At 59.0% G+C, this 23,534-nt stretch carries 21 protein-coding genes; 15 read left to right on the forward strand and 6 right to left on the reverse strand.

Annotated features, from left to right (window positions below):
- The first annotated feature begins 32 nt into the window (after nt 1-32).
- Nucleotides 33-1,025 (forward strand): alpha/beta hydrolase family protein, encoded by a 993-nt coding sequence (locus K0F88_RS24630; RefSeq protein ID WP_094470354.1) that lies wholly within the window; start codon nt 33-35, stop codon nt 1,023-1,025.
- A gap of 136 nt (nt 1,026-1,161) precedes the next feature.
- Here the strand turns inward: K0F88_RS24630 and K0F88_RS24635 are convergent, their stop codons facing one another.
- Genes K0F88_RS24635 through K0F88_RS24645 form a run of 3 tightly spaced genes read right to left on the reverse strand, consistent with a single transcriptional unit; the run spans nt 1,162 to nt 3,618 of the window.
- Complete coding sequence (locus tag K0F88_RS24635; RefSeq protein ID WP_094470353.1) at nt 1,162-1,929, reverse strand: TerB family tellurite resistance protein; 768 nt, start codon at nt 1,927-1,929, stop codon at nt 1,162-1,164.
- A gap of 1 nt (nt 1,930) precedes the next feature.
- Nucleotides 1,931-2,602, reverse strand: a complete 672-nt coding sequence (murU, locus tag K0F88_RS24640) for an N-acetylmuramate alpha-1-phosphate uridylyltransferase MurU (protein WP_094470352.1) — start codon at nt 2,600-2,602, stop codon at nt 1,931-1,933.
- On the reverse strand, nt 2,599-3,618 hold the full coding sequence (locus K0F88_RS24645; RefSeq protein ID WP_219096906.1) for an aminoglycoside phosphotransferase family protein: 1,020 nt from the start codon (nt 3,616-3,618) through the stop codon (nt 2,599-2,601). The genes murU and K0F88_RS24645 overlap by 4 nt, the downstream gene beginning before the upstream one ends.
- Nucleotides 3,619-3,748: 130 nt before the next feature.
- Between K0F88_RS24645 and K0F88_RS24650 the strand changes: the two genes are divergently transcribed.
- From K0F88_RS24650 to K0F88_RS24700, 11 genes are all read left to right on the forward strand, one after another.
- The gene (locus tag K0F88_RS24650; RefSeq protein WP_219096908.1) at nt 3,749-6,562 is read left to right on the forward strand and encodes an LPS-assembly protein LptD; all 2,814 of its coding nucleotides are present in this window, start codon (nt 3,749-3,751) and stop codon (nt 6,560-6,562) included.
- The gene (surA, locus tag K0F88_RS24655; RefSeq protein ID WP_219096909.1) at nt 6,537-7,859 is read left to right on the forward strand and encodes a peptidylprolyl isomerase SurA; all 1,323 of its coding nucleotides are present in this window, start codon (nt 6,537-6,539) and stop codon (nt 7,857-7,859) included. The genes K0F88_RS24650 and surA overlap by 26 nt, the downstream gene beginning before the upstream one ends.
- Nucleotides 7,856-8,845 carry a 4-hydroxythreonine-4-phosphate dehydrogenase PdxA gene (gene pdxA, locus K0F88_RS24660; protein WP_219096910.1) on the forward strand — a complete coding sequence of 330 codons (990 nt, stop codon included), beginning with the start codon at nt 7,856-7,858 and terminating at the stop codon, nt 8,843-8,845. Before surA ends, pdxA begins: the two co-directional genes overlap by 4 nt.
- Nucleotides 8,842-9,660, forward strand: coding sequence for a 16S rRNA (adenine(1518)-N(6)/adenine(1519)-N(6))-dimethyltransferase RsmA (gene rsmA / locus K0F88_RS24665; protein ID WP_219096911.1), 819 nt, complete (start codon nt 8,842-8,844; stop codon nt 9,658-9,660). The genes pdxA and rsmA overlap by 4 nt, the downstream gene beginning before the upstream one ends.
- Before the next feature lie 123 nt (nt 9,661-9,783).
- Complete coding sequence (gene apaG, locus K0F88_RS24670) at nt 9,784-10,164, forward strand: Co2+/Mg2+ efflux protein ApaG (protein WP_219096912.1); 381 nt, start codon at nt 9,784-9,786, stop codon at nt 10,162-10,164.
- Nucleotides 10,164-11,045: a symmetrical bis(5'-nucleosyl)-tetraphosphatase gene (locus K0F88_RS24675; protein WP_219096913.1), complete on the forward strand. Its 882-nt coding sequence runs from the start codon at nt 10,164-10,166 to the stop codon at nt 11,043-11,045. The genes apaG and K0F88_RS24675 overlap by 1 nt, the downstream gene beginning before the upstream one ends.
- Before the next feature lie 33 nt (nt 11,046-11,078).
- Nucleotides 11,079-11,408, forward strand: coding sequence for a thiosulfate sulfurtransferase GlpE (glpE, locus tag K0F88_RS24680; protein WP_054044142.1), 330 nt, complete (start codon nt 11,079-11,081; stop codon nt 11,406-11,408).
- 296 nt (nt 11,409-11,704) lie between these two features.
- A complete protein-coding gene (locus K0F88_RS24685; RefSeq protein ID WP_219096914.1) occupies nt 11,705-13,627 on the forward strand; it encodes a PrkA family serine protein kinase in 1,923 nt (640 codons plus the stop codon).
- Nucleotides 13,628-13,832: 205 nt separating this feature from the next.
- Nucleotides 13,833-15,104: a YeaH/YhbH family protein gene (locus K0F88_RS24690; protein ID WP_010467159.1), complete on the forward strand. Its 1,272-nt coding sequence runs from the start codon at nt 13,833-13,835 to the stop codon at nt 15,102-15,104.
- Nucleotides 15,101-16,663 carry a SpoVR family protein gene (locus K0F88_RS24695; protein WP_077747309.1) on the forward strand — a complete coding sequence of 521 codons (1,563 nt, stop codon included), beginning with the start codon at nt 15,101-15,103 and terminating at the stop codon, nt 16,661-16,663. Before K0F88_RS24690 ends, K0F88_RS24695 begins: the two co-directional genes overlap by 4 nt.
- Before the next feature lie 63 nt (nt 16,664-16,726).
- Nucleotides 16,727-17,956 (forward strand): multifunctional CCA addition/repair protein, encoded by a 1,230-nt coding sequence (locus K0F88_RS24700; protein WP_219096915.1) that lies wholly within the window; start codon nt 16,727-16,729, stop codon nt 17,954-17,956.
- Nucleotides 17,957-18,064: 108 nt separating this feature from the next.
- On the opposite strand, the gene folK is transcribed toward K0F88_RS24700, so the two are convergent.
- Nucleotides 18,065-18,583: a 2-amino-4-hydroxy-6-hydroxymethyldihydropteridine diphosphokinase gene (gene folK / locus K0F88_RS24705; protein WP_219096916.1), complete on the reverse strand. Its 519-nt coding sequence runs from the start codon at nt 18,581-18,583 to the stop codon at nt 18,065-18,067.
- Nucleotides 18,574-18,930, reverse strand: a complete 357-nt coding sequence (gene folB, locus K0F88_RS24710; protein WP_008051601.1) for a dihydroneopterin aldolase — start codon at nt 18,928-18,930, stop codon at nt 18,574-18,576. Before folB ends, folK begins: the two co-directional genes overlap by 10 nt.
- Before the next feature lie 74 nt (nt 18,931-19,004).
- Between folB and plsY the strand changes: the two genes are divergently transcribed.
- Nucleotides 19,005-19,574, forward strand: a complete 570-nt coding sequence (plsY, locus tag K0F88_RS24715; RefSeq protein ID WP_219096917.1) for a glycerol-3-phosphate 1-O-acyltransferase PlsY — start codon at nt 19,005-19,007, stop codon at nt 19,572-19,574.
- 23 nt (nt 19,575-19,597) lie between these two features.
- Here the strand turns inward: plsY and tsaD are convergent, their stop codons facing one another.
- The gene (gene tsaD, locus K0F88_RS24720; RefSeq protein WP_219096919.1) at nt 19,598-20,623 is read right to left on the reverse strand and encodes a tRNA (adenosine(37)-N6)-threonylcarbamoyltransferase complex transferase subunit TsaD; all 1,026 of its coding nucleotides are present in this window, start codon (nt 20,621-20,623) and stop codon (nt 19,598-19,600) included.
- A 199-nt stretch (nt 20,624-20,822) separates the two neighbouring features.
- Between tsaD and rpsU the strand changes: the two genes are divergently transcribed.
- Together rpsU and dnaG are read left to right on the forward strand one after the other, a co-directional pair.
- A complete protein-coding gene (rpsU, locus tag K0F88_RS24725; RefSeq protein WP_002551877.1) occupies nt 20,823-21,038 on the forward strand; it encodes a 30S ribosomal protein S21 in 216 nt (71 codons plus the stop codon).
- A gap of 482 nt (nt 21,039-21,520) precedes the next feature.
- On the forward strand, nt 21,521-23,500 hold the full coding sequence (gene dnaG / locus K0F88_RS24730) for a DNA primase (protein WP_219096921.1): 1,980 nt from the start codon (nt 21,521-21,523) through the stop codon (nt 23,498-23,500).
- Nucleotides 23,501-23,534: the final 34 nt, after the last annotated feature.

A 23,534-nucleotide genomic window follows, 5' to 3' on the forward strand; every position in this document is an offset into this window, starting at 1 on the left:
CTGCCGGAATAACTTCTGGCCTGGAATATCCGATGCCCCCTGTCTACCGCCTGGCACTGCCAGCATTGTGCCTGTCGCTGATCCTGCCTTGCGCCTTTTCCGTCGAGGCCGCCGACCCGGCACCTGCCGCTGCGGAAAAATCCGCAGAAGAAAAACCGGTCGAACGCCAGCCACTGCTTGAGCGTAGTCAGGAAGAAGCGACGGCACTTGAGCGAAAAATCCCTGCGCAGGAACAGCAACAACTGCAAGCCGGCGCCGACACCTTTCTTGCGCTGTGGAAACCGGCCAACACCGCCGAGCCCAAAGGTGCGGTGATTATCATCCCGGGCGCCGGTGAAACCGTTGACTGGCCGCAAGCAATCGGTCCGTTGCGTAACAAATTGCCCGACGCGCAGTGGAGCAGCCTGAGTATCACCTTGCCCGACCTGCAAAGCGACGCCATTGCACCACGCGTCGTGGAAATGCCGCCAACGCTCAAGGCGCCGGAAACCGGCAGCAAGGACTCGACCACGGCAGCCCCCATCGAGCAAGCGGCCGGTGGTGAAGCGGAAGTTGCCGACAAGGCCATCGCCGAAACCACCGAGGAGCAGGCCAAGGCCGACGCCGAACGCATTTTTGCGCGCATTGATGCGGCCATTGCCTATGCCGAACAGCAAAGCGCTCGCAGCATTGTCGTGCTGGGTCATGGCACCGGCGCTTACTGGGCCGCACGTTATTTGAGCGAGAAGCAGCCGTCGCAAGTGGAAAAGTTTGTGATGGTCGCGGCACAGTCGCCAGCCGCGGCGAAACCCGAGCTGGTCGAACTGACGCCGACACTGAAGCTGCCGACGGCAGACATCTTCTATATGGATAAGCCGCTGGACCGCAGCGCAGCGCTGGCTCGGATGCAGGCCAGCAAGCGATTGAAGTCTTCGGCGTTCAGCCAGGTGTCGCTCAAAGCGTTGCCTGGTGATGCCAAGGCTGAGCAAGAGCAGCTGGTGCGCCGGGTGCGCGGGTGGTTGAATCCGCAGAAGGCGGCGGACTGATAGACCGCGTCGCCCCATTCGCGGCAAGCCACGCTCCCACAGGATTCGAGTCGTACGCAATATTGCTATCGACATAAACCTGTGGGAGCGGGCTTGCCCGCGAAGACGGAATCACTGACGACTCATTTCTTGCCTGCTAGCGAAAATCCCGCCGCTCACGAATCAACGTGTAGGCCGTGTGCAGTTCGCGGGTCTTGTCAGTCGCCTCACGCACCTGCAACGCCGTCGCACCGCTGCCGGCAATCTTGTCCGGGTGATGGCGACTGAGCAGGCGTCGATAGGCACGCTTGATTTGCGCCGGCTCGCTGGTCGCCGACACCCCCAACAGCTGTAAGGCCTCCTGATAAGTCAGGGTGCTGCTGACCTGCGGTCGCTTGTGCTGATCGTAGTCGGCCGCCAGCGCCAGTACTTGTTGCGGCGTCCAGCCCAGCCACTTGCCCCACTGGGCCAGCAATTCGCGTTCATTGTTACCGGCACGCCCATCGGCCCAAACCATACGCCAACAGGCGCGCAATACGCCTTCTGCGGCGTGGGGCTGAGCACTCAAGCGCCGCAGATACCCTCGCAACCGGTCACGGCCCGACTTGCCGCGATTGAACGCGGCAATGGCACGACGCTGCGCCGGTTCGGTCATTTCCAGCGCACGCATTTCCTGACGAGCCTGCTGGATGTGGCCATCCACCACGCGTCCATCGCTCTTGGCCAACCGCCCCAGCAACACGAACAACAGTTCATCGTTGCGCAGCATCGGACGACCGCCGAGCTTTTCACGCAAATGCCCCCAGCTTTGCAGGTGCAAACGTCGATCCAGCGCCTGTCCCAGCAAAGCACCGAGCATGGCCCCCGGAATGCTGGCTATGGCAAAGCCCGCTCCGGCTCCAATCAGAGTCCCTGGCCACAGCATCTCAGCGTCTCGCTTCTATCAGGGTTTCAACTTCAGCCAGGCGTTCGTGCGTGCCGACATCCACCCAGTGTCCGCTCAGGCGCTCGCCGGTGACCTGTCCATCGGCCATGGCCTTGCGCAGCAACGGTGCCAGCTTGAAGGCGCCGGCCGAGCAACCGTCGAACAGTTGCGGATGCAGCACGGCAATGCCGCTGTAGGTCAGGGTGTCGGCGTCGGGCTGACCGTCGCGCACTTGCCCGTCGACCAGAGTGAAATCGCCGGTCGGGTGATGGGCCGGATTATCCGCCAGCACCAGGTGCGCCAACCCGGCGATGGGTTGATGCAGCACGCTGAAGTCGTAGTCAGTCCAGATGTCACCATTGACCACCAGGAATGCGTCATCGCCCAGCAGAGGCAACGCGCGGAAGATACCGCCGCCGGTCTCCAGTGGCTCCCCTTCCGGTGAGTATTGAATACGCAGGCCGTATTGCGAGCCGTCCCCCAAGTAGTTTTCGATCTGCTGACCGAGCCAGGCGTGGTTGATCACGATCTCGGTAAACCCGGCGATTGCCAGGGCTTTCAAGTGGTATTCGATCAGAGGCACGCCGCCGGCACGAACCAGCGGTTTGGGTGTGGTCAGGGTCAGCGGGCGCATGCGCTCGCCTTTGCCCGCGGCCAGAATCATCGCCTTCATGCAGGAGCTCCAGCACGCAGGCTCAGCAGCAACACATCCAACTCAGCCAGCTCAGGACGGCGGGCGATCACCGCGTCTATATAAGCAAAGAAACGCGGCACATCGGCCAGGTAGCGCGGCTTGCCGTCGCGATGGCAGATACGGGCGAAAATACCAATCACTTTCAGGTGACGCTGCACGCCCATCAGGTCGCTGGCCCGCAGGAAATCTTCGAAATCAGGCTGCACGGGAATGCCGAGCGCACCCGCTTGCTGCCAGTAATTTTCCAGCCAGGCGTGCACACGCTCCTCGGGCCAACTGAGGAAGGCGTCCTTGAACAGGCAGGTCACGTCATAGGTCACCGGGCCATAGACCGCGTCCTGGAAATCCAGCACGCCGGGGTTCGGCTCGCTAAGCATCAGGTTACGTGGCATGTAGTCGCGATGCACCAGCACTTTAGGCTGGGCCTGGGCGCTGTCGATCAGCAGCTCAGTCACGTTCTGCCAGAGCATTTGCTGTGCGGAGTCGAACTCGATGCCCAGCTCGCGTTTCACGTACCACTCGGGGAACAGTTCCAGCTCGCGGCGCAGCAAGGCCACGTCATAACTCGGCAACGGCGCGACCATTGGCAATTGCTGGAAAGCCAACAATGCTTGCAGGGCATCCTCGAACAAATCGTCGGCATTTTCGCTGTCGATCACGTCCAGATAAGTCTTGTTGCCCAGGTCATTGAGCAAAAGAAAACCGCGTTCGAGGTCTTCGGCATAAATTTTCGGCACATTTATTCCGGATTTCGCCAGCAAAAAAGCGATATCCACGAAGGGTTTGCAGTTTTCCTGGGGCGGTGGCGCGTCCATCACGACGAAACTTCGGCCTTCGCCTTCCCAGCGGAAATAACGCCGAAAACTCGCGTCACTACTGGCCGCAGTCAATGTGGCCGGGGGTACGGCGCCCCAGCCCTGTTCTGCAAAGAGGATTGCCAACTGCTCGTCGAGCCAAACTTTCAGGTGTTGCAAACGTACATCTTGGTCAGGCATTGCAAGGGTCTCCGACGGCGCTAGCCGTCAAGCGGGTCATGCTTTATTATCCAGCATCTTTTTCAGACCATCGAGAGGCGTGCGGCCCACACCGCGGGCAGATGGCACGCAGGAAGCCCGGACTAATAAGATGGCATTGAAATCCCCCGCGTTTCGTAAAAAATTTCCGTTGTTGGTTACCGGCAGTCTGCTGGCCCTGCAACCCCTAGCCACTTCTTTCGTGGTCGCCGCGGAACAGTATGACTGCTCAGTCTCTGCTTCGGGTGCCTGGGACTGTGCGCCAAAAGCGCCAGCGGCGGCATTGCCTCCGCGTCCCGTCCATGACGGCAGCGCAGTTTCCGCCACCGGCGAACCTGCGTCCGAAAGTGGCACCAGTGAAGACACTGGCGCCAAGCCTGTGCTGGTTACCGAGTCCAAAGGCCGCGGCCTGAAGTCGCGTAGTGCAGACTACAGTCACCTCGACTGGGTTCCGCGCGAGAACCTCACGGCAGCGCAACTGGCAGAGACCGGTCCTTACTGCTCTGGTTCCTATATCGAACCGATTCGTCCTGGCATGAATGACAAGACGAATAAAAGTGACGCCCCGACCTTTATCGGCGCCAAGGCCTCTCGCTATAAGCAGGATGAACAAGTCGCGACCCTGGCCGGTGACGTCGTCATGCGTCAGGGCAGCATGCAGGTCGAAGCCGACGAAGCGAACCTGTACCAGGCCGAGAGCCGTGGTGAGCTGAGCGGCAACGTGCGCATTCGCGACAACGGCGCGCTGATCGTGGGCGACCACGCCGACGTGCAGCTCGACACCGGTGAAGCCAAGGTCGATAACGCCGAATACGTGATGCACAAGTCGCGCATCCGCGGTAACGCGCTGTACGCCAAACGTGCCGAAAACGCGATCATCCGCCTCAAGGATGGTACGTACACCACGTGCGAACCGAACAGCAACGCCTGGCAGCTCAAGGGCAACAACATCACCTTGAACCCGGCGACCGGCTTCGGTACTGCGACCAACGTGACACTGCGGGTCAAGGACATTCCTGTCCTGTACACGCCGTACATCTATTTCCCGATCGACGACCGTCGCCAGTCAGGTTTCCTGCCGCCGACTATCGGCACGGGCAGCGATACCGGCTTCATGCTGGTGACACCGTACTACTTCAACCTGGCGCCGAATTACGATGCCACGTTGTATCCGCGTTACATGAGCAAGCACGGCCTGTTGATGGAAGGCGAGTTCCGCTACCTGACCCCGTCCAGCGAAGGTCAGTTCGGCGCGGCGTACCTCAACGACGAAGACACCGATCGCAGCAAGCAGACCGACTACCAGAAAAACCGCTACATGTATAACTGGCAGCACAAGGGTGGTCTGGATTCGCGTGTTCTCACACAGGTCGATTACACCAAGATCAGTGATCCGTATTATTTCCAGGATCTGCAGACTGACCAGATTGGTGTGAAAAGCGCTGATTTCGTTAACCAGCAGGGTTCTGTCACCTATCGTGGCGACAGCTACACCGCACGCTTGAACGCCCAGGCTTACCAGCTGGCGACCGTTTCAAATATCACGCCGTATGATCGTTTGCCGCAGATCACCTTTGACGGTGCGCTGCCGGTACATCCGGGCGGCCTGGATTTCTCTTACCAAACCGAATTGGTGCGCTTTGATCGTGACCTGAAAAACGGCACCTTCACCGATGAAGACGGCAATGTGGAAGACCGTCTGGACACTAACGTTCAAGGTCTGGCTCGCGCCAATGGCGATCGTCTCAATATGGCGCCAACCGTCAGCCTGCCACTGGACTGGACTTATGGTTTCCTGAAGCCATCGCTCAAGTACCAGTACACCCAGTACCAACTTGATCTGGACAGTATCGGCAAAAACCAGATCGTGGCTCAAAATCAAGCCGCAGCTGCAACCGGGACCGAAAACATCAACGGTCAATTCGGCAGCAACCAGAGCCGTGGCGTTCCAATCGCAAGTATTGACAGTGGTCTGTATTTCGATCGCAACACCCAATGGTTCGGCAAGAACTATCGCCAGACCCTTGAACCACGCCTGTTCTACCTCTATGTCCCAGAGAAAGATCAGGAAGACATTCCAGTTTTCGACACCGGCGAATACACCTTCAACTATGCGTCGCTGTTCCGTGACAACCGGTTCTCGGGCTCTGACCGTGTCGGCGATGAGAACAAGCTGTCGCTGGGCGTGACCAACCGCTGGATCGAAGACGACGGTTTCGAACGTCAACGGATAAGTGTAGGCCAAGCCTTGTACTTCAAGGACCGCGAAGTCCAGTTGCCGGGTATCGATGCAAAAACCCGCGAAGACGCTCATTCCAACGTTTCACCCTATGCGCTGGAATACGAGTACCGCTGGAACCGCGATTGGCGCACCACGGCCGACTACAACTGGGACCCGGACAGCCGCAGCCCTCGCTCGGGTAGCGCGATGTTCCACTACCAGCCCGAAGACAACCCGAACAAGGTCATCAACGCCGGCTATCGCTATCGCAATGACCAGGTCCGTTACGACCAGACCACCGGTAAATGGTCCGTCGGCGGCGGTGACTATGGCACCCCGGGGACTCCAGGCTTCGTGAAGGACTACTACAAAATCGAACAGCACGATTTCTCGGTGATCTGGCCGATCGTGCCGCAATGGAACGCCATCAGCCGCTGGCAGTATGACTACAACCGCAACCGTACCCTGGAAGCCTTCGGTGGTTTCGAGTACGACAACTGCTGCTGGAAACTGCGCCTGATCAACCGTTACTGGGTTTCATATGACGAGTTCAGTCAAGAAGCTCCACAAAACGAAAGAGGCGACCACGGCGTCTTCCTACAAATCGTTCTGAAAGGTCTCGGCGGCCTCACCGGCGCCAAAGTAGAGAGCTTCCTCGACAAAGGCATCCAAGGTTATCGTGAACGTGAAGACCAAGCTTTCTGATTGTCTGCGCCCGCTAGTGTTGGGCGCGCTGTTCCTGGGTACTGCGGCGAACGCCGCGGTACAGTCCATCGATAAAGTGGTGGCCATTGTCGATAACGACGTGGTCATGCAGAGCCAACTGGACCAACGGGTCCACGAAGTTCAGCAAACCATCGCCAAACGCGGCTCTGCTGTACCACCGGCCAACGTGCTGGATCAGCAGGTGCTTGAACGTCTGATCGTCGAAAACCTGCAACTGCAGATCGGCGAGCGTTCCGGCATCCGTATTACCGACGAAGAACTGAACCAGGCTGTCGGCACCATTGCCCAGCGCAATAACATGTCGATTGATCAGTTCCGTGCTGCCCTGAGTCGCGATGGCCTCTCTTACGAGGACGCCCGGGAACAGATCCGCCGCGAAATGATCATCAGCCGTGTGCGTCAGCGTCGTGTGGCCGAACGTATCCAGGTGTCTGAACAGGAAGTGAAGAATTTCCTCGCTTCCGACCTCGGCAAGATGCAATTGTCCGAAGAATTCCGTCTGGCCAACATCCTGATTCCTACACCGGAAAGCGCCAACTCCGATGCGATTCAGAGTGCTGCCAAGCAAGCGGACGCGGTTTACCAGCAACTCAAGCAAGGCGCTGACTTCGGTCAGTTGGCAATCGCCAAATCCGCCAGCGAAACCGCACTGGAAGGCGGCGATATGGGCTGGCGTAAAGCCGGTCAATTGCCACCTCCGTTCGATCGCATGCTGAGTACCATGACGGTGGGCGACATTACCCAGCCTATGCGCACGCCGGGCGGCTTCATCATCCTGAAGATCCTCGACAAGCGTGGCGGTGAAACCCAGACGCGTGACGAAGTGCACGTGCGTCATATCCTGGTCAAACCTAGCCCGATTCGCGACGAAGCAAAAACCAAGGCCCTGGCCGAATCGCTCTATACCCGAATCGAAGCGGGTGAAGATTTCGGCGAACTGGCGAAAAGCTTCTCGGAAGACCCGGGTTCCGCCCTCAACGGCGGCGACCTGAACTGGATCGACCCGAATGCATTGGTGCCTGAGTTCCGCGAAGTGATGGCCAAGACCCCACAAGGTCAGCTGTCCAAGCCGTTCCAGACTCAATACGGCTGGCACGTCCTGGAAGTCCTTGGCCGCCGCGCCACCGACAGCACTACCCAGGCCCGTGAGCAGCAAGCGATGACCGTACTGCGTAACCGCAAATACGACGAAGAGCTGCAAACCTGGCTGCGTCAGATCCGTGACGAAGCTTACGTAGAGATCAAACTTCCTGGTGCAGACCAGGCAGCGCAGTGAAACCCAAGCGTTTCGCGCTGACACCCGGCGAACCGGCCGGCATAGGTCCCGACCTGTGCCTGCTGCTTGCCTCGCAAGCCCAGCCACACCCCCTGATTGCCATTACCAGCCGCGACCTGCTCCTTGAGCGAGCCGCGCAGCTGGGCGTGGTTGTCGATCTGCTCCCGGTAATGCCAGACAGCTGGCCGGATGTTCCGGCACCCGCCAACAGCCTGTATGTCTGGGATACCCCGCTCAACGCACCGGTCACCGCCGGAAAACTGGACAAGGCCAATGCGGCGTTCGTCCTGGAAACCCTGACCCGTGCGGGTCAAGGCTGCCTCGACGGGCATTTCGCCGGCATGATCACCGCCCCTGTGCATAAGGGCGTGATCAACGAATCCGGGATTGCCTTCTCGGGGCACACCGAATTTCTCGCGGACCTGACCCACACTGCGCAAGTGGTGATGATGCTTGCCACCCGTGGCTTGCGCGTGGCGCTGGTGACCACTCACCTGCCCCTGCGGGAGATTGCCGATGCAATCACGCCGGAGCGGCTGGAACGGGTCACACGCATTCTGCACACGGACTTGCAACAAAAGTTCGGCATCGCCCAGCCACGCATCCTGGTCTGCGGGCTAAACCCGCACGCCGGTGAAGGCGGACACCTGGGCCATGAAGAAATCGACATCATCGAACCTACATTAGAGCGCCTGCGCGGCGAGGGCATGGACCTTCGCGGCCCCCTGCCCGCCGACACTCTGTTTACCCCCAAATATCTGGAGCACTGCGACGCGGTGCTGGCGATGTACCACGACCAGGGCCTGCCCGTGCTGAAATACAAAGGCTTCGGCGCGGCAGTCAACGTGACCCTGGGCTTGCCGATCATCCGCACATCGGTCGACCACGGCACCGCCCTGGATCTGGCCGGCAGCGGCAAAATCGACACCGGCAGCCTGCAAGTCGCCCTGGAAACCGCCTACCAGATGGCCGAGACCCGTTTATGACCGAGCATTACCAACACCGGGCGCGCAAGCGTTTTGGCCAGAACTTCCTGCACGATGCCGGCGTTATCGACCGCATCCTGCGCTCCATTCACGCCAAGCCCGAGGACCGCCTGCTGGAAATCGGCCCGGGCCAGGGTGCATTGACCCAGGGCCTGCTGGGCAGCGGCGCACAACTGGACGTGGTGGAGCTGGACAAAGACCTGATCCCGATCCTCAATCAGCAGTTCGCTGGCAAGAGCAACTTCAACCTGCATCAGGGCGACGCGCTGAAGTTTGACTTCAACAGCCTGAACGCAGCGCCGGGCAGCCTTCGGGTCGTCGGCAACCTGCCGTACAACATCTCTACGCCGCTGATTTTTCACTTGCTGCATAACGCCAGCCTGATTCGCGACATGCACTTCATGCTGCAAAAGGAAGTTGTCCAGCGTATGGCGGCAGGTCCTGGCGGCGGAGACTGGGGTCGCCTGTCGATCATGGTTCAGTATCATTGCCGGGTTGAGCATCTGTTCAACGTTGGCCCCGGTGCGTTCAATCCGCCACCGAAAGTCGATTCGGCCATCGTGCGCCTGGTGCCTCACGCGGTGCTGCCGCATCCGGCCAAGGATCACAAGCTGCTGGAGCGTGTTGTGCGCGAAGCTTTCAACCAGCGCCGCAAGACCCTGCGCAATACCCTCAAACTGCTGCTGAGCAACGACGAAATTACCGCTGCCGGTGTCGACGGCAGCCTTCGTCCGGAGCAGCTTGACCTTGCCGCGTTCGTGCGCCTGGCCGACAAGCTCAGCGAACAAGTCCTGCCCACCCCCGCCGTCGACTGACAACCGACGAGCGTTATCGGGTAGGACACCAGCGCCCATGTCTGGTTTACTACCCGATACTTGGCCTAGACTGAGTTCCATCAGCTACGCCCCGCGTCCCGCTTCGCTTTTAAGGCCTCTTGCATGTCCGATCCTCGTTATCAGGTCGACGTCAGCGTCGTCACCCGCTATCTGGCAGAACAATCGCAACCCGAGCACAACCGCTTTGCCTTTGCCTACACCATCACCGTGCAGAACAACGGCGAGTTACCGGCCAAGTTGCTGTCACGGCACTGGGTCATCACCGATGGCGACGGGCATGTCGAAGAGGTCAAAGGCGCGGGTGTCGTGGGCTTGCAGCCACTGATCCAGTCCGGTGAAAACCACACCTACAGCAGCGGCACGGTCATGACCACCAAGGTCGGCACCATGCAAGGTACTTATGCGATGGTGGCCGACGACGGCAAACACTTCGACGCCATCATCGCGCCATTCCGCCTGGCGGTGCCCGGAGCCCTGCACTGATGGCGACGTATGCCGTCGGCGACCTTCAAGGCTGCCTTGAGCCGCTGCAATGCCTGCTCGAACAAGTCGCTTTCGACCCTGAAAAGGATCGTCTGTGGCTAGTGGGCGATCTGGTCAACCGCGGCCCGCAGTCGCTGGCAACTTTGCGTTTCCTCTACAGCATTCGCGAATCGCTGGTGTGCGTGCTCGGCAACCACGACCTGCACTTGCTGGCGGCCGGGCAGAACATCGAACGCCTGAAAAAAACCGACACCCTGCGCGAGATACTCGCAGCCCCCGATTGCCTGGAGCTGCTGGAGTGGATACGTCAGAAAAAGCTCATGCACTACGACGAACAGCGCAACATTGCCCTTGTCCATGCAGGCATCCCGCCCCAGTGGTCGCTGCGCAAAGCCTTGAAATGCGCAGCCGAAGTTGAAGAAGCCCTGCGCGACGACAACCGCTTCCCGGCCTACCTTGACGGCATGTACGGCAACGATCCGGTGAAATGGGACAGCGACCTCAAAGGCGTAACCCGCCTGCGCGTGATCACCAACTATTTCACCCGCATGCGTTTTTGTACCAGCGAGGGCAAACTCGACCTCAAGGGCAAGGAAGGCATCGACACCGCACCGCCGGGCTATGCGCCGTGGTTCAAGCACAAAGAGCGCAAGACCAAGGGCGTGAAGATCATCTTCGGCCATTGGGCGGCGCTCGAAGGCCGGTGTGACGAGCCAGACGTCTTCGCGCTCGACACCGGGTGTGTCTGGGGTGGCTCCATGACCCTGATGAACGTAGACACCGGTGAACGCCAGCTGTGCAAATGCGACGAACATGGCCACACACTACCGCCAGTCGCCCCCATCATTCCCGAACAAACGTCAGCCAGCGCCCAGCGCTAGACTGCGCTTTCAGCCGAGCCACAGGAGCCCGCCATGAGCGAATTCAAACGCATCCCACCAGAACAGGCACAGGCCCTGCGCGAACAAGGCGCAGTGGTGGTCGATGTTCGTGACCCTCAAACCTATGCCGCGCTGCACATCGCCGGCTCGAAGCATCTCGACAACGTTTCCATCTCGGACTTCATCCGTGCCGCCGACCTTGATGCGCCTACGGTAGTGGTCTGCTACCACGGAAATTCCAGCCAGAGTGCCGCCGCTTACCTGATCAGCCAGGGCTTTTCCGACGTGTACAGCATGGATGGCGGTTTTGAGCTGTGGCGCACGACTTATCCTGCGGAAACAGCGCAAGGGACCTCCGAATAATTTTTTTGTAACGTGCAAGCCCCGGCCACCGCGGGCTCGCACGGTGGCAGACGAACGGTCTGCCACACATAATTACGTATCTCGCCTTTACCTCCCGAATTAGCAACTATCCTTAAGCGCAGGCCATCCAAAACAGGGGAGAGCCGGTACACCGGCGCGCGGGTCATCGGGAGTAGCTTTCGGGGCAGTCAGCTTCGAAAGAGTTCTGGGGGGTAAACAGCGACTGCATATCCGGTTGCTGCCAGCATCGACTGAATGATCCGGCGTCGGCTCCACGTATCGAGCGAGGTGACGTCATGAGTATCTTTAGCCACTTCCAACAACGCTTCGAGTCCACACGCCAGGAAGAACTCTCGCTGCAAGAGTATCTGGAGCTGTGCAAAAGCGACCGCAGCGCCTACGCCTTCGCCGCCGAGCGTCTGTTACTGGCCATCGGTGAACCGGAGCTTCTCGACACCTCGGCCAACTCGAGGCTGTCGCGGATCTTCTCCAACAAGGTGATCCGCCGCTATCCGGCCTTTGAAGACTTCCACGGGATGGAAGAATGCATAGACCAGATCGTGTCGTATTTCCGCCATGCCGCTCAGGGCCTGGAAGAGAAGAAACAAATCCTCTATCTGCTCGGCCCCGTCGGTGGCGGTAAATCGTCCCTGGCCGAGAAGCTGAAACAGCTGATCGAGAAAGTGCCCTTCTACGCCATCAAGGGATCGCCGGTATTCGAGTCACCGCTGGGTCTGTTCAACGCCACTGAAGATGGCGCGATCCTCGAAGAAGACTTCGGCATTCCGCGGCGCTACCTCAATACCATCATGTCGCCATGGGCCACCAAGCGCCTGGCCGAATTCGGCGGCGACATCAGTCAGTTCCGTGTGGTGAAACTCTATCCGTCGATTCTCAACCAGATCGCGGTGGCCAAAACCGAACCGGGCGATGAAAACAACCAGGACATCTCGGCGCTGGTGGGCAAGGTCGATATCCGCAAACTGGAGGAATACCCACAGAACGACGCCGATGCCTACAGCTATTCAGGCGCTCTGTGCCGGGCCAACCAGGGCCTGATGGAATTCGTCGAAATGTTCAAGGCGCCAATCAAGGTGCTGCACCCATTGCTGACGGCCACCCAGGAAGGCAACTACAACAGTACCGAAGGCCTCGGGGCGATTCCGTTTACCGGGATCCTGCTGGCTCACTCCAACGAATCGGAATGGCACACCTTCCGCAACAACAAGAACAACGAAGCCTTCATCGACCGGATCTATATCGTCAAAGTGCCATACTGCCTGCGGGTCAGCGACGAGGTGAAGATCTACGACAAGCTTCTGTTCAACAGCTCCCTGGCCAAAGCCCATTGCGCACCCGACACCCTGAAAATGCTCGCCCAGTTCACCGTGCTCTCACGCCTCAAGGAGCCGGAAAACTCCAACATCTATTCCAAGATGCGCGTGTATGACGGCGAGAATCTCAAAGATACCGATCCAAAAGCCAAATCGATCCAGGAATACCGCGACAACGCCGGTGTAGACGAAGGCATGAACGGTCTGTCGACCCGGTTTGCGTTCAAGATCCTGTCCAAGGTTTTCAACTTTGATCCACACGAAATCGCCGCCAACCCGGTGCATTTGCTCTATGTACTGGAACAACAGATCGAACAGGAACAATTCCAGGCCGAGACCCGCGAACGCTATCTGCGCTTCCTCAAGGAGTACCTGGCACCGCGTTATATCGAATTCATCGGCAAGGAGATCCAGACTGCCTACCTCGAGTCTTACAGCGAGTACGGCCAGAACATCTTCGATCGCTACGTGCTGTACGCAGACTTCTGGATCCAGGACCAGGAATACCGAGATCCGGAAACCGGCGAAATCCTCAACCGCGTCGCGCTGAACGAAGAGCTTGAGAAAATCGAAAAACCGGCCGGCATCAGCAATCCGAAGGATTTCCGCAACGAAATCGTCAACTTCGTACTGCGCGCCCGGGCCAACAACAATGGCAAGAACCCGACCTGGCTCAGCTACGAAAAACTGCGGGTGGTCATCGAGAAGAAAATGTTCTCCAACACCGAGGACCTCCTGCCGGTCATCAGCTTCAATGCCAAGGCCAGCAAAGAGGACCAGCAGAAGCACAACGACTTCGTCACACGGATGGTCGAGCGGGGCTACACCGACAAACAGGTACGACTGCTGTCCGAGTGGTACCTGCGGGTCAGAAAATCACAATAACCCGCTGCCGGTCAGACCGGTTGTCGTCAGCCAGAGACCTGTGTGCGCTTTTTCTGTTACACAGGCCTCTGGAAGGTGTTCGAAAGTCGCAAGCGAAGGTTCAGGCAGCATCCAAAGCGCTTGGGGGAGCGTGAACACCCCTTGGCACTCGGCACGATGCTGCATAACCGCTCGCCCCTTTCAGGACAGCTTCTAAGGAGCAGTCATGAGCTATGTGATCGACCGACGTCTCAATGGCAAGAACAAGAGCACGGTGAACCGTCAGCGGTTTCTGCGGCGTTATCGTGATCACATCAAGAAGGCCGTCGAAGAGGCGGTCAGTCGGCGTTCCATTACCGATATGGAACACGGCGAACAGATCAGCATTCCCGGCCGCGACATCGACGAACCGGTGCTTCACCATGGACGTGGCGGCAAGCAGACGGTCGTGCACCCCGGCAACAAGGAGTTCACCAGCGGCGAACATATTGCCCGTCCGCCAGGCGGTGGTGGTGGCAGAGGCCCGGGCAAGGCTGGTAATTCGGGCGAAGGGATGGACGAGTTTGTCTTCCAGATCACCCAGGAGGAATTCCTCGAATTCATGTTCGAGGACCTCGAACTGCCGAACCTGGTCAAGCGCAACCTGACCGGCACCGACACCTTCAAGACCGTGCGCGCGGGTATCAGCAACGAAGGTAACCCGTCGCGAATCAACATCATCCGTACCCTGCGCTCGGCCCATGCCCGGCGAATCGCCCTGTCTGGCAGCAGCCGGGCAAAGTTACGGGAAGCCAAGGAGGAACTGCTGCGACTCAAGCGGGATGAGCCGGATAACTTCGGTGATATTCAGGAGATCGAAGCAGAAATCGAAAAACTCAGTGCGCGCATCCATCGCGTGCCCTTTCTCGATACCTTTGACCTCAAGTACAACCTGCTCATCAAGCAGCCGAACCCCAGCTCCAAGGCGGTGATGTTCTGCCTGATGGACGTGTCCGGCTCCATGACCCAGGCGACCAAGGACATCGCCAAGCGCTTCTTCATCCTGCTGTACCTGTTTCTCAAGCGTAACTACGACAAGATCGACGTCGTGTTCATCCGCCACCACACCAGCGCCCGCGAAGTGGATGAGGAAGAGTTCTTCTACTCCCGCGAAACCGGCGGCACCATCGTCTCCAGCGCCTTGAAGCTGATGCAGGAGATCATGGCCGAGCGTTATCCGAGCAATGAGTGGAACATCTACGCGGCCCAGGCCTCCGACGGTGACAACTGGAACGACGATTCGCCGATCTGCCGCGACATTCTGATCAACCAGATCATGCCGTTCGTGCAGTACTACACTTACGTTGAGATTACCCCGCGCGAACACCAGGCCTTGTGGTTCGAGTACGAACGCATTGCCGAAGCCTTCTCTGACACTTTTGCCCAGCAGCAACTGGTCTCGGCCGGGGATATCTACCCGGTCTTCCGTGAACTCTTCCAGCGCAGGTTAGTGACATGACCGCCAAAGAGCAGAAGCGCCAACCCATTTCCACCGGCTCCGAATGGACATTCGAGCTGATCCAGGCCTACGACAAAGAAATCAGTCGTCTGGCGGCTCGTTATGCCTTGGATACCTACCCCAACCAGATCGAAGTGATCACCGCCGAGCAGATGATGGATGCCTACGCCTCCGTCGGCATGCCGCTGGGTTATCACCATTGGTCCTACGGCAAACACTTCCTCAGCACCGAGAAATCCTACAGCCGAGGGCAGATGGGGCTGGCCTACGAGATTGTGATCAATTCGGACCCGTGCATCGCGTACCTGATGGAAGAAAACACCATCTGCATGCAGGCCCTGGTGGTCGCTCATGCCTGCTATGGCCACAACAGCTTTTTCAAGGGCAATTACCTGTTCCGCACCTGGACCGACGCCAGTTCGATCATCGATTACCTGGTGTTCGCCAAGCAGTACATCATGCAGTGCGAAGAACGCCACGGCATCGATGCGGTCGAGGACCTGCTGGATTCCTGCCATGCGTTGATGAACTACGGGGTAGACCGCTACAAACGCCCTTATCCGATCTCGGCTGAAGAAGAGCGCCGTCGGCAAAAAGATCGGGAAGAGCATTTGCAGAAGCAGATCAACGATCTGTGGCGGACCATTCCAAAAGGCGCGGACAAGTACAGCGACAAGGACAACGCACGTTTCCCCGCCGAACCTCAGGAAAATATCCTGTACTTCATTGAAAAACATGCGCCGTTACTGGAGCCCTGGCAGCGGGAAATCGTGCGCATCGTGCGCAAGATCGCCCAATATTTCTACCCGCAACGCCAGACCCAGGTCATGAACGAAGGCTGGGCCACGTTCTGGCACTACACGTTGATGAACGATCTGTATGACGAAGGTCTCGTCACCGACGGCTTCATGATGGAGTTTCTAACGTCCCACACCAGCGTGGTCTACCAGCCCGGCTTCGACAGCCCCTACTACAACGGCATCAACCCCTACACCTTGGGTTTTGCCATGTACCGGGACATCCGCCGCATGTGTGAACATCCGACAGAAGAGGATTACCGCTGGTTCCCTGAGATTGCCGGTACCGACTGGCTGTCGAGCATCAAGTTCGCCATGAGCAGCTTCAAGGATGAAAGCTTCATACTGCAGTACCTGTCACCTCAGGTGATCCGTGACCTGAAGTTGTTCAGCATTCTCGATGACGACCAAAAGGACGATCTGCTGGTCCCGGCCATTCACGATGAAGGCGGCTACCGCACCATTCGCGAAACCCTGGCCGCGCAGTACAACCTCGGTAATCGCGAGCCCAATATTCAGATCTACAGCATCGACCGGCGCGGTGACCGCTCCCTGACCTTGCGCCACCAGCAACACGACCGCAAACCGCTGGGCGAGTCCACCGAGGAAGTGCTCAAGCACCTGCACAGGCTGTGGGGTTTCGACATTCACCTGGAAACGCTGCAAGGCGACCAGGTCATGAAAGTTCACCATGTCCCGCCCAGAAGCGAGCACAGCGAGGGGGATTACGGCCGGCTGGACTTGGCCGTCATTCATCTTTGACACTGTTTCTGCCTCCGGAAGTTCGACGCAAAGGTTATTCTGTCGAGCTAACGGAGGTTTTTTATGCGGATTTATAAAGTCGGCGGTGCGGTACGCGATCGCCTGCTGGGCAAGCCTGTCACCGATATCGACTGGGTCGTGGTCGGCGCCACCACCGAAGAAATGCTCGCCAAGGGCTATCGCCCGGTGGGCGCTGACTTCCCGGTATTTCTTCACCCCAAGAGCGGTGAGGAATACGCCCTCGCCCGTACCGAACGCAAAAGCGGACGGGGTTACGGCGGCTTCACCTTTCACGCCAGCCCCGAAGTCACCCTCGAAGAAGACCTGATCCGTCGCGACCTGACAATCAACGCCATGGCCGAAGACGATCAGCAGAATCTGACCGACCCTTATCACGGCCAGCGCGATCTCGAAGCTCGAGTGCTTCGTCACGTTTCCCCCGCGTTCGCCGAAGATCCGCTCCGGGTTCTGCGCGTTGCCCGCTTCGCAGCCCGTTACTCCGGACTGGGTTTCACCGTCGCGCCTGAAACAGTGGAGCTGATGCGCCAACTCAGCGAATCAGGTGAACTGGAGGCTTTGACGGCGGAACGCAGCTGGAAAGAGATTTCCCGTGCGCTGATGGAAGATCAGCCGCAAGTCTTCATTGAAGTGCTTCGTGAGTGTGGTGCGCTCAAGGTGTTGATGCCGGAAGTCGATGCGCTGTTCGGCGTGCCACAACCGGAAGCCCATCACCCTGAGATCGACACGGGCGTGCACACCCTGAGCGTGCTTGAGCAAGCGGCGCTGCATAAACAACCGCTGACCGTGCGCTGGGCATGCCTGCTGCATGATCTGGGCAAAGGGCTGACACCCGAGGAAGAATGGCCACGCCATATTGCCCATGAGCACACGGGCCTGAAGCTGATCAAAGCGGTCAACGAACGCTTCAAGGCACCGAAGGATTGTCAGGAACTGGCATTGCTGGTGGGCCAGTATCACACCCACGGCCACCGCGCCCTGGAGCTGAAACCCTCGACGTTGCTGGAGCTGCTGCAGAGTTTTGACATTTACCGTCGGCCGCAGCGGTTTGAAGAGTTCATTGCAGCATGCGAGATGGACGCCCGTGGCCGCAAAGGGCTGGAGCAGAGAAGTTATCCCCAGGCGGATTATTTACGCGGGGCGGCGACCGCGGCACGGAGCGTGGCGGTACAGCCGTTGCTGGAGAAGGGATTCAAGGGGCCGGAGCTGGGTGAGGCTATCAAGCGTGAGCGACTCAAAGCGCTGAAGGCCTACAAAGAGGCGGCGTCTGCCTGAAAAGCTTCGCGGGCAAGCCTCGCTCCTACAAGGTCCAGGTCGTTTGCGATGGGGCGAACGACGCAAAACTTGTAGGAGCGAGGCTTGCCCCCGAACGCGTCATCCGCCTCACAACAAATTCGAAGGCGTCAGCTGCTCACCGCGCCACTCGAAAGCCACCGGCGCCAACACCTGATCAATCTGCGCATCGCGCCACAACGCAGCAAAGCTCTTGCCTACGCCCGGATGCACTCTGTCCGGCGCAATCAGCGACAACGGCCACAGCACAAAGGCATTTTTCAGAATCTCTGCCCGCGGCAAGATCAGTCCGTCGAAATTGCCCACCAGATCGCCAAACAGCAGTACGTCGATATCCAGCGGCAAACCCTTGCGGTCCGGCGCATAACGGCCATTGTCCGCCTCGATGAACTTCAATCGACGGTCCAGCTCCATCAGCGGCAAATCGGTGTAAGCCGACACCACGAAATTGAAGAACGGCCCGCTCTTGATCCCCACCGGCTGGCTTTCGAACACCGCCGAACAGCGTATATCCACCAGGAAACCTGCCAAGGCTTCCAGGCCCGCCTGCAAATGGGTTTCGCGCTCGATATTGCTACCGAGCCCGAGATACACCTGAGTCAGCGACATCCGCGCTCGATCTCCACGCCCACACCACCGGTGGCTGCCGGGACGGCGCCAGGCTTGGTCAGCTTGAGGCGCATCCAAGTGATCTTGAATTCGCTCATCAACACCTCAACCAGGCGCTCGGCAAAGGTTTCGACCAGTTGGAACTGCGCCTGCTCGGCAAAGGCCTGGATGCGCGACGAAACGCTCGCATAGTCGAGCGCCAGGGTCAGGTCGTCGCCTGCCGCTGCCGGGCGATTGTCCCAGGCGAAGCTCAGATCAAGTCGCAGGCACTGTCGGATGCCTCGTTCCCAGTCGTAGGCACCAATCACGGTGTCGACTTCCAGGCCCTCGATAAACACTCTGTCCAAGCACTTTTCTCCGCTACACGACAAGGGCGCAATGCGCCGTTAGAATCAGGGCGTCCTCGCCCGGAATAGTTAGCATGTTTTGGTTACTGGCGACCCTCGCCTACCTGCTCGGCTCTCTGTCCTTCGCCATTTTGCTCAGCCGCCTGACGGGTAACCCCGATCCGCGAATGAGTGGCTCGGGCAATGCCGGTGCCACCAACATGTTGCGCCTGGCCGGCAAGAAACTCGCCATCCTGACCCTGATCGGCGACCTCTGCAAAGGCCTGCTGCCGGTGCTGATCGCCGGTGTTGCGGGTCTTTCCCTGCAAGAACAGGCCTGGATCGGCGTTTGTGCCGTCATCGGCCACCTGTTCCCGCTGTACTTCCGGTTTCGCGGTGGCAAGGGTGTCGCCACCGCGGCCGGCATGCTGCTGGGCCTGTATCCGCCTGCTGCATTGCTGGCGGTCTGCGCCTGGGGGCTGACGTTCTATCTGACCCGCACCAGCTCACTCGCCGCACTGATCGCCACGCCACTGACCCTGCCGTTGCTGGCCTGGCAAGAGCCGGCGGCACTGCTGCCCATGAGCGCACTCACGGGGCTGATCGTCTGGCGTCATCGCGGCAATCTACGCGACCTGTTTGCCGGGCGCGAACGGCATTTTTAAATACCGCACGTGAGCGCCGCTCATCACAGCGCCGACAGTTGCTCCATCGGCCAGCGCGCCTGCACGCTGATCGCCAGGCTTTCGTGCTGACCAGCCTGCAAGCGCTGGCAACCGGCAAACGCGATCATCGCGCCATTGTCGGTGCAGAACTCCGGACGGGCATAAAACACATCGCCCTTCATGTCACCGAGCATCTTCTCCAGTGAAGTGCGCAGCGCCTTGTTGGCACTGACGCCCCCTGCGATCACCAGACGCTTCATACCCGCCTGTTTCAGGGCGCGCTTGCACTTGATGGTCAAAGTCTCCACCACGGCCTGCTGGAACGCCAGAGAGATGTCGCAACGGGCTTGCTCGCTGTCGTCCCCGGCGCTGACACACTGCTGCCAGGTGTTCAGGGCGAAGGTTTTCAAGCCACTGAAGCTGAACGCCAGGCCCGGGCGGTCGCACATCGGACGCGGAAAAGTGAAACGCCCTGCAACGCCCCGCTCTGCCAGTTTGGCGATTTCCGGACCGCCCGGATAATTGAGGCCCATCATCTTCGCGGTCTTGTCAAAAGCTTCACCGGCAGCATCATCGAGGGTTTCGCCCAAGAGCGTGTAGTGACCGATCCCGTCGACCTGAACCAGCTGCGTATGACCGCCAGACACCAACAAAGCGACGAACGGGAATTGCGGTGGTTGCGACTCCAGCATCGGCGCCAGCAAATGGCCTTCCATGTGGTGCACACCGAGGGCCGGAATACCCCAGGCAAACGCCAGCGCCTGAGCGCAAGAGGCGCCCACCAGCAAGGCACCGACCAGGCCAGGACCCGCGGTATAAGCGATGGCGTCGATCTCGGTGGGCACACAGTCAGCTTCGGCCAACACCTGACGAATCAAGGGCAGCATGCGCTTGACGTGGTCGCGCGAGGCCAGCTCCGGCACCACTCCGCCATAGGCACGGTGCAGGTCGATCTGACTGAACAGCGCATCGGCCAGCAGGCCGCGCTCACTGTCATATAATGCGACACCGGTTTCGTCGCAGGAGGTTTCTAATCCCAGTACTAGCATGGGTTTGCGCCTTGTTTAGGCTGAATTCGAAGGCGCGCATAATAGTCGCCATGGGATGCCCCGACTAGCGGTTTTCGATCAGAGGCTTTGCATTCCGGTCGATGAGGAGTTAACATCCGCAACCCTTAAAAACCGACGTCTTCAAGTGCTCTTTTGCCGCGAGGATGTTGACCCCGGTAATGAATGAAGGTAGCTCTGGATGCCAGCCGTCAAAGTAAAAGAGAACGAACCCTTCGACGTAGCTCTGCGTCGTTTCAAGCGCTCCTGCGAAAAAGCCGGTGTACTGGCTGAAGTTCGTAGCCGCGAATTCTACGAGAAGCCTACTTCTGAGCGTAAGCGTAAAGCAGCAGCCGCTGTTAAGCGTCACGCGAAGAAAGTTCAGCGCGAACAGCGCCGTGCCGTTCGTCTGTACTAATACACAGACGTTCGTAGCAAGCTTCTGCCAAGCCCGGCCCTCAGCCGGGCTAATGGCATTTGCGGAAAACGCTTGATGCTTCACCGTCAAAGCCGCAGACGCGACCGAGACAAACCTGCTTCACAGCGTCAGACCTGGCTCTTTTGCCAGCGGTGCACGTCTTTTCTGACGAGCCTTCCAAGGCTACTGACGAGCACACCCACTGATTCCTCTTACGACGATCAGCCCAAGGCACCTTCTTGCGTGCCCGCTTATGAGCTATCCGAGGCCCTCGACTGGCCGCAGCGGATTTCAGCGAAACACTTTCATATAGTCGAATACTGATTGGTACTAACGTCAGTGGATTTTCGGCAGATACACTTCCCGACAGCGATTAAGCAGACGACACCGGTCGAGCCGCACATTTTGCGCGCCTCAAACAACGACCCGCGTTCGGCCGCTCATTGTTTTGGGTCCCTTTAAGCGCAGATGACGAGAACGCCATGGCCGGGCTAATTCCCCAGAGCTTCATTGACGACCTTCTGAACCGCACCGACATCGTCGATGTGGTCAGCTCGCGCCTGCAAATGAAAAAGGCTGGCAAGAACTACACCGCCTGCTGCCCTTTTCATAAAGAGAAAACCCCGTCTTTCAGCGTCAGCCCCGATAAACAGTTCTATTACTGCTTCGGCTGCGGCGCGGGCGGCAATGCCCTCGGCTTCATGATGGACCACGACAACCTGGATTTCGTCCAGGCGGTCGAAGAACTGGCCAAAGCCGCCGGCATGGAAATCCCCCGCGAAGAAAGCGGTCGGCCGCACAAACCGCGGCAACCGACTGATTCGCCGCTGTACCCGCTACTGACTGCGGCCGCCGACTTTTACCGGCAAGCCCTGAAAAGCCATCCATCGCGCAAAGCGGCTGTGGATTACTTGAAAGGTCGCGGGCTGACCGGAGAAATCGCCCGAGACTTCGGCCTCGGCTTCGCGCCGCCCGGCTGGGACAATCTGTTCAAGCACTTGAGCAGCGACACCCTACAACAGAAAGCCATGGTCGACGCCGGCCTGCTGATCGAGAACGCCGAAACCGGCAAACGCTATGACCGCTTTCGCGATCGCGTGATGTTCCCGATCCGTGACAGCCGCGGACGCATCATTGCTTTCGGCGGCCGGGTATTGGGCGACGACAAGCCGAAATACCTGAACTCACCGGAAACCCCGGTATTCCATAAAGGCCAGGAACTCTACGGCCTTTATGAAGCACGCAAGAACAACCGCAACCTCGACGAAATCATCGTCGTCGAAGGCTACATGGACGTCATTGCCCTCGCCCAACAAGGCTTGCGCAATGCCGTCGCGACCCTGGGAACCGCCACCAGCGAAGAGCACTTGAAGCGACTGTTTCGCGTCGTACCCAACGTGCTTTTTTGCTTCGACGGCGACCAGGCTGGCCGCAATGCCGCGTGGCGCGCACTGGAAGCTGCCCTGCCGTGCCTGCAAGACGGGCGGCGCGCGCGCTTTCTGTTCCTGCCCGAAGGTGAAGACCCGGACACGCTTGTCCGCTCGGAAGGAACGGACGCTTTCCGCGCGCGAATCAACCAGCACGCCCAGCCGTTGGCGGATTATTTCTTTCAACAGCTGACCGAGGAATCGGACCCGCGCTCGCTCGAAGGCAAGGCCCACATGGCCACCCTCGCCGCGCCGCTGATCGACAAGGTACCGGGCGCGAACCTGCGCATTCTGATGCGTCAGCGCCTGACCGAAATTACCGGCCTCAGCGGTGAAGCCGTGAGCCAACTGGTTCAAAGCGCACCTCAGGATGCGCCGCCGGCATACGACCCGGGCGTCGATTACGACGCCATGCCGGATTACAGCGACTACCATCAGCCGCAGGCACAAGAGATGTATGCGCCGCAGCAGGAATGGACGCCGAAGAAACCCGGAGCGGGTGGCAAGAAGTGGGACAAGAAGCCCTGGGACAAAAACGGCAAGCGGGGCGGTGATCGCGATCAACCGAGCGCCCCGCGCACACCGATTGCTGTTGAAGCCCCAACCCTGATTGCACTTCGCACGCTCATTCATCACCCGGATCTGGCTGGCAAGGTCGAAACCGCCAACCACTTCGCCAATGAGAGCAATACCTACGCTCAGTTGCTGGTAGCCCTGATCGAGGCCGTGCAAAAAAATCCTAAGCTAAACTCTATTCAGTTGATGGCCCGCTGGCATGGGACTGAACAGGGGCGCCTGCTAAAGGCTTTGGCGGAAAAGGAATGGCTGATTGACGGCGATAACCTTGAACAACAGTTTTTAGACACCATTACTAGGCTATCGGCAAGTCAACACACGGATAGCCTGGAAGTACTTATCAGGAAAGCAAGGCAGCCAGGATTGACCGCGGAGGAAGCAAATCAGATAGCAAATCAGATGCGCGACCTATTAAAACGCAATATGGCTGTATCAACCCCGACCTCAACTGGCGCGTGAGGTCATAGCTCAGGTATAATCCTCGGCTTGTTTT

This window comes from Pseudomonas sp. UMAB-40 (assembly GCF_900095275.1).
In the GTDB taxonomy this organism is placed as follows: domain Bacteria; phylum Pseudomonadota; class Gammaproteobacteria; order Pseudomonadales; family Pseudomonadaceae; genus Aquipseudomonas; species Aquipseudomonas mandelii_B.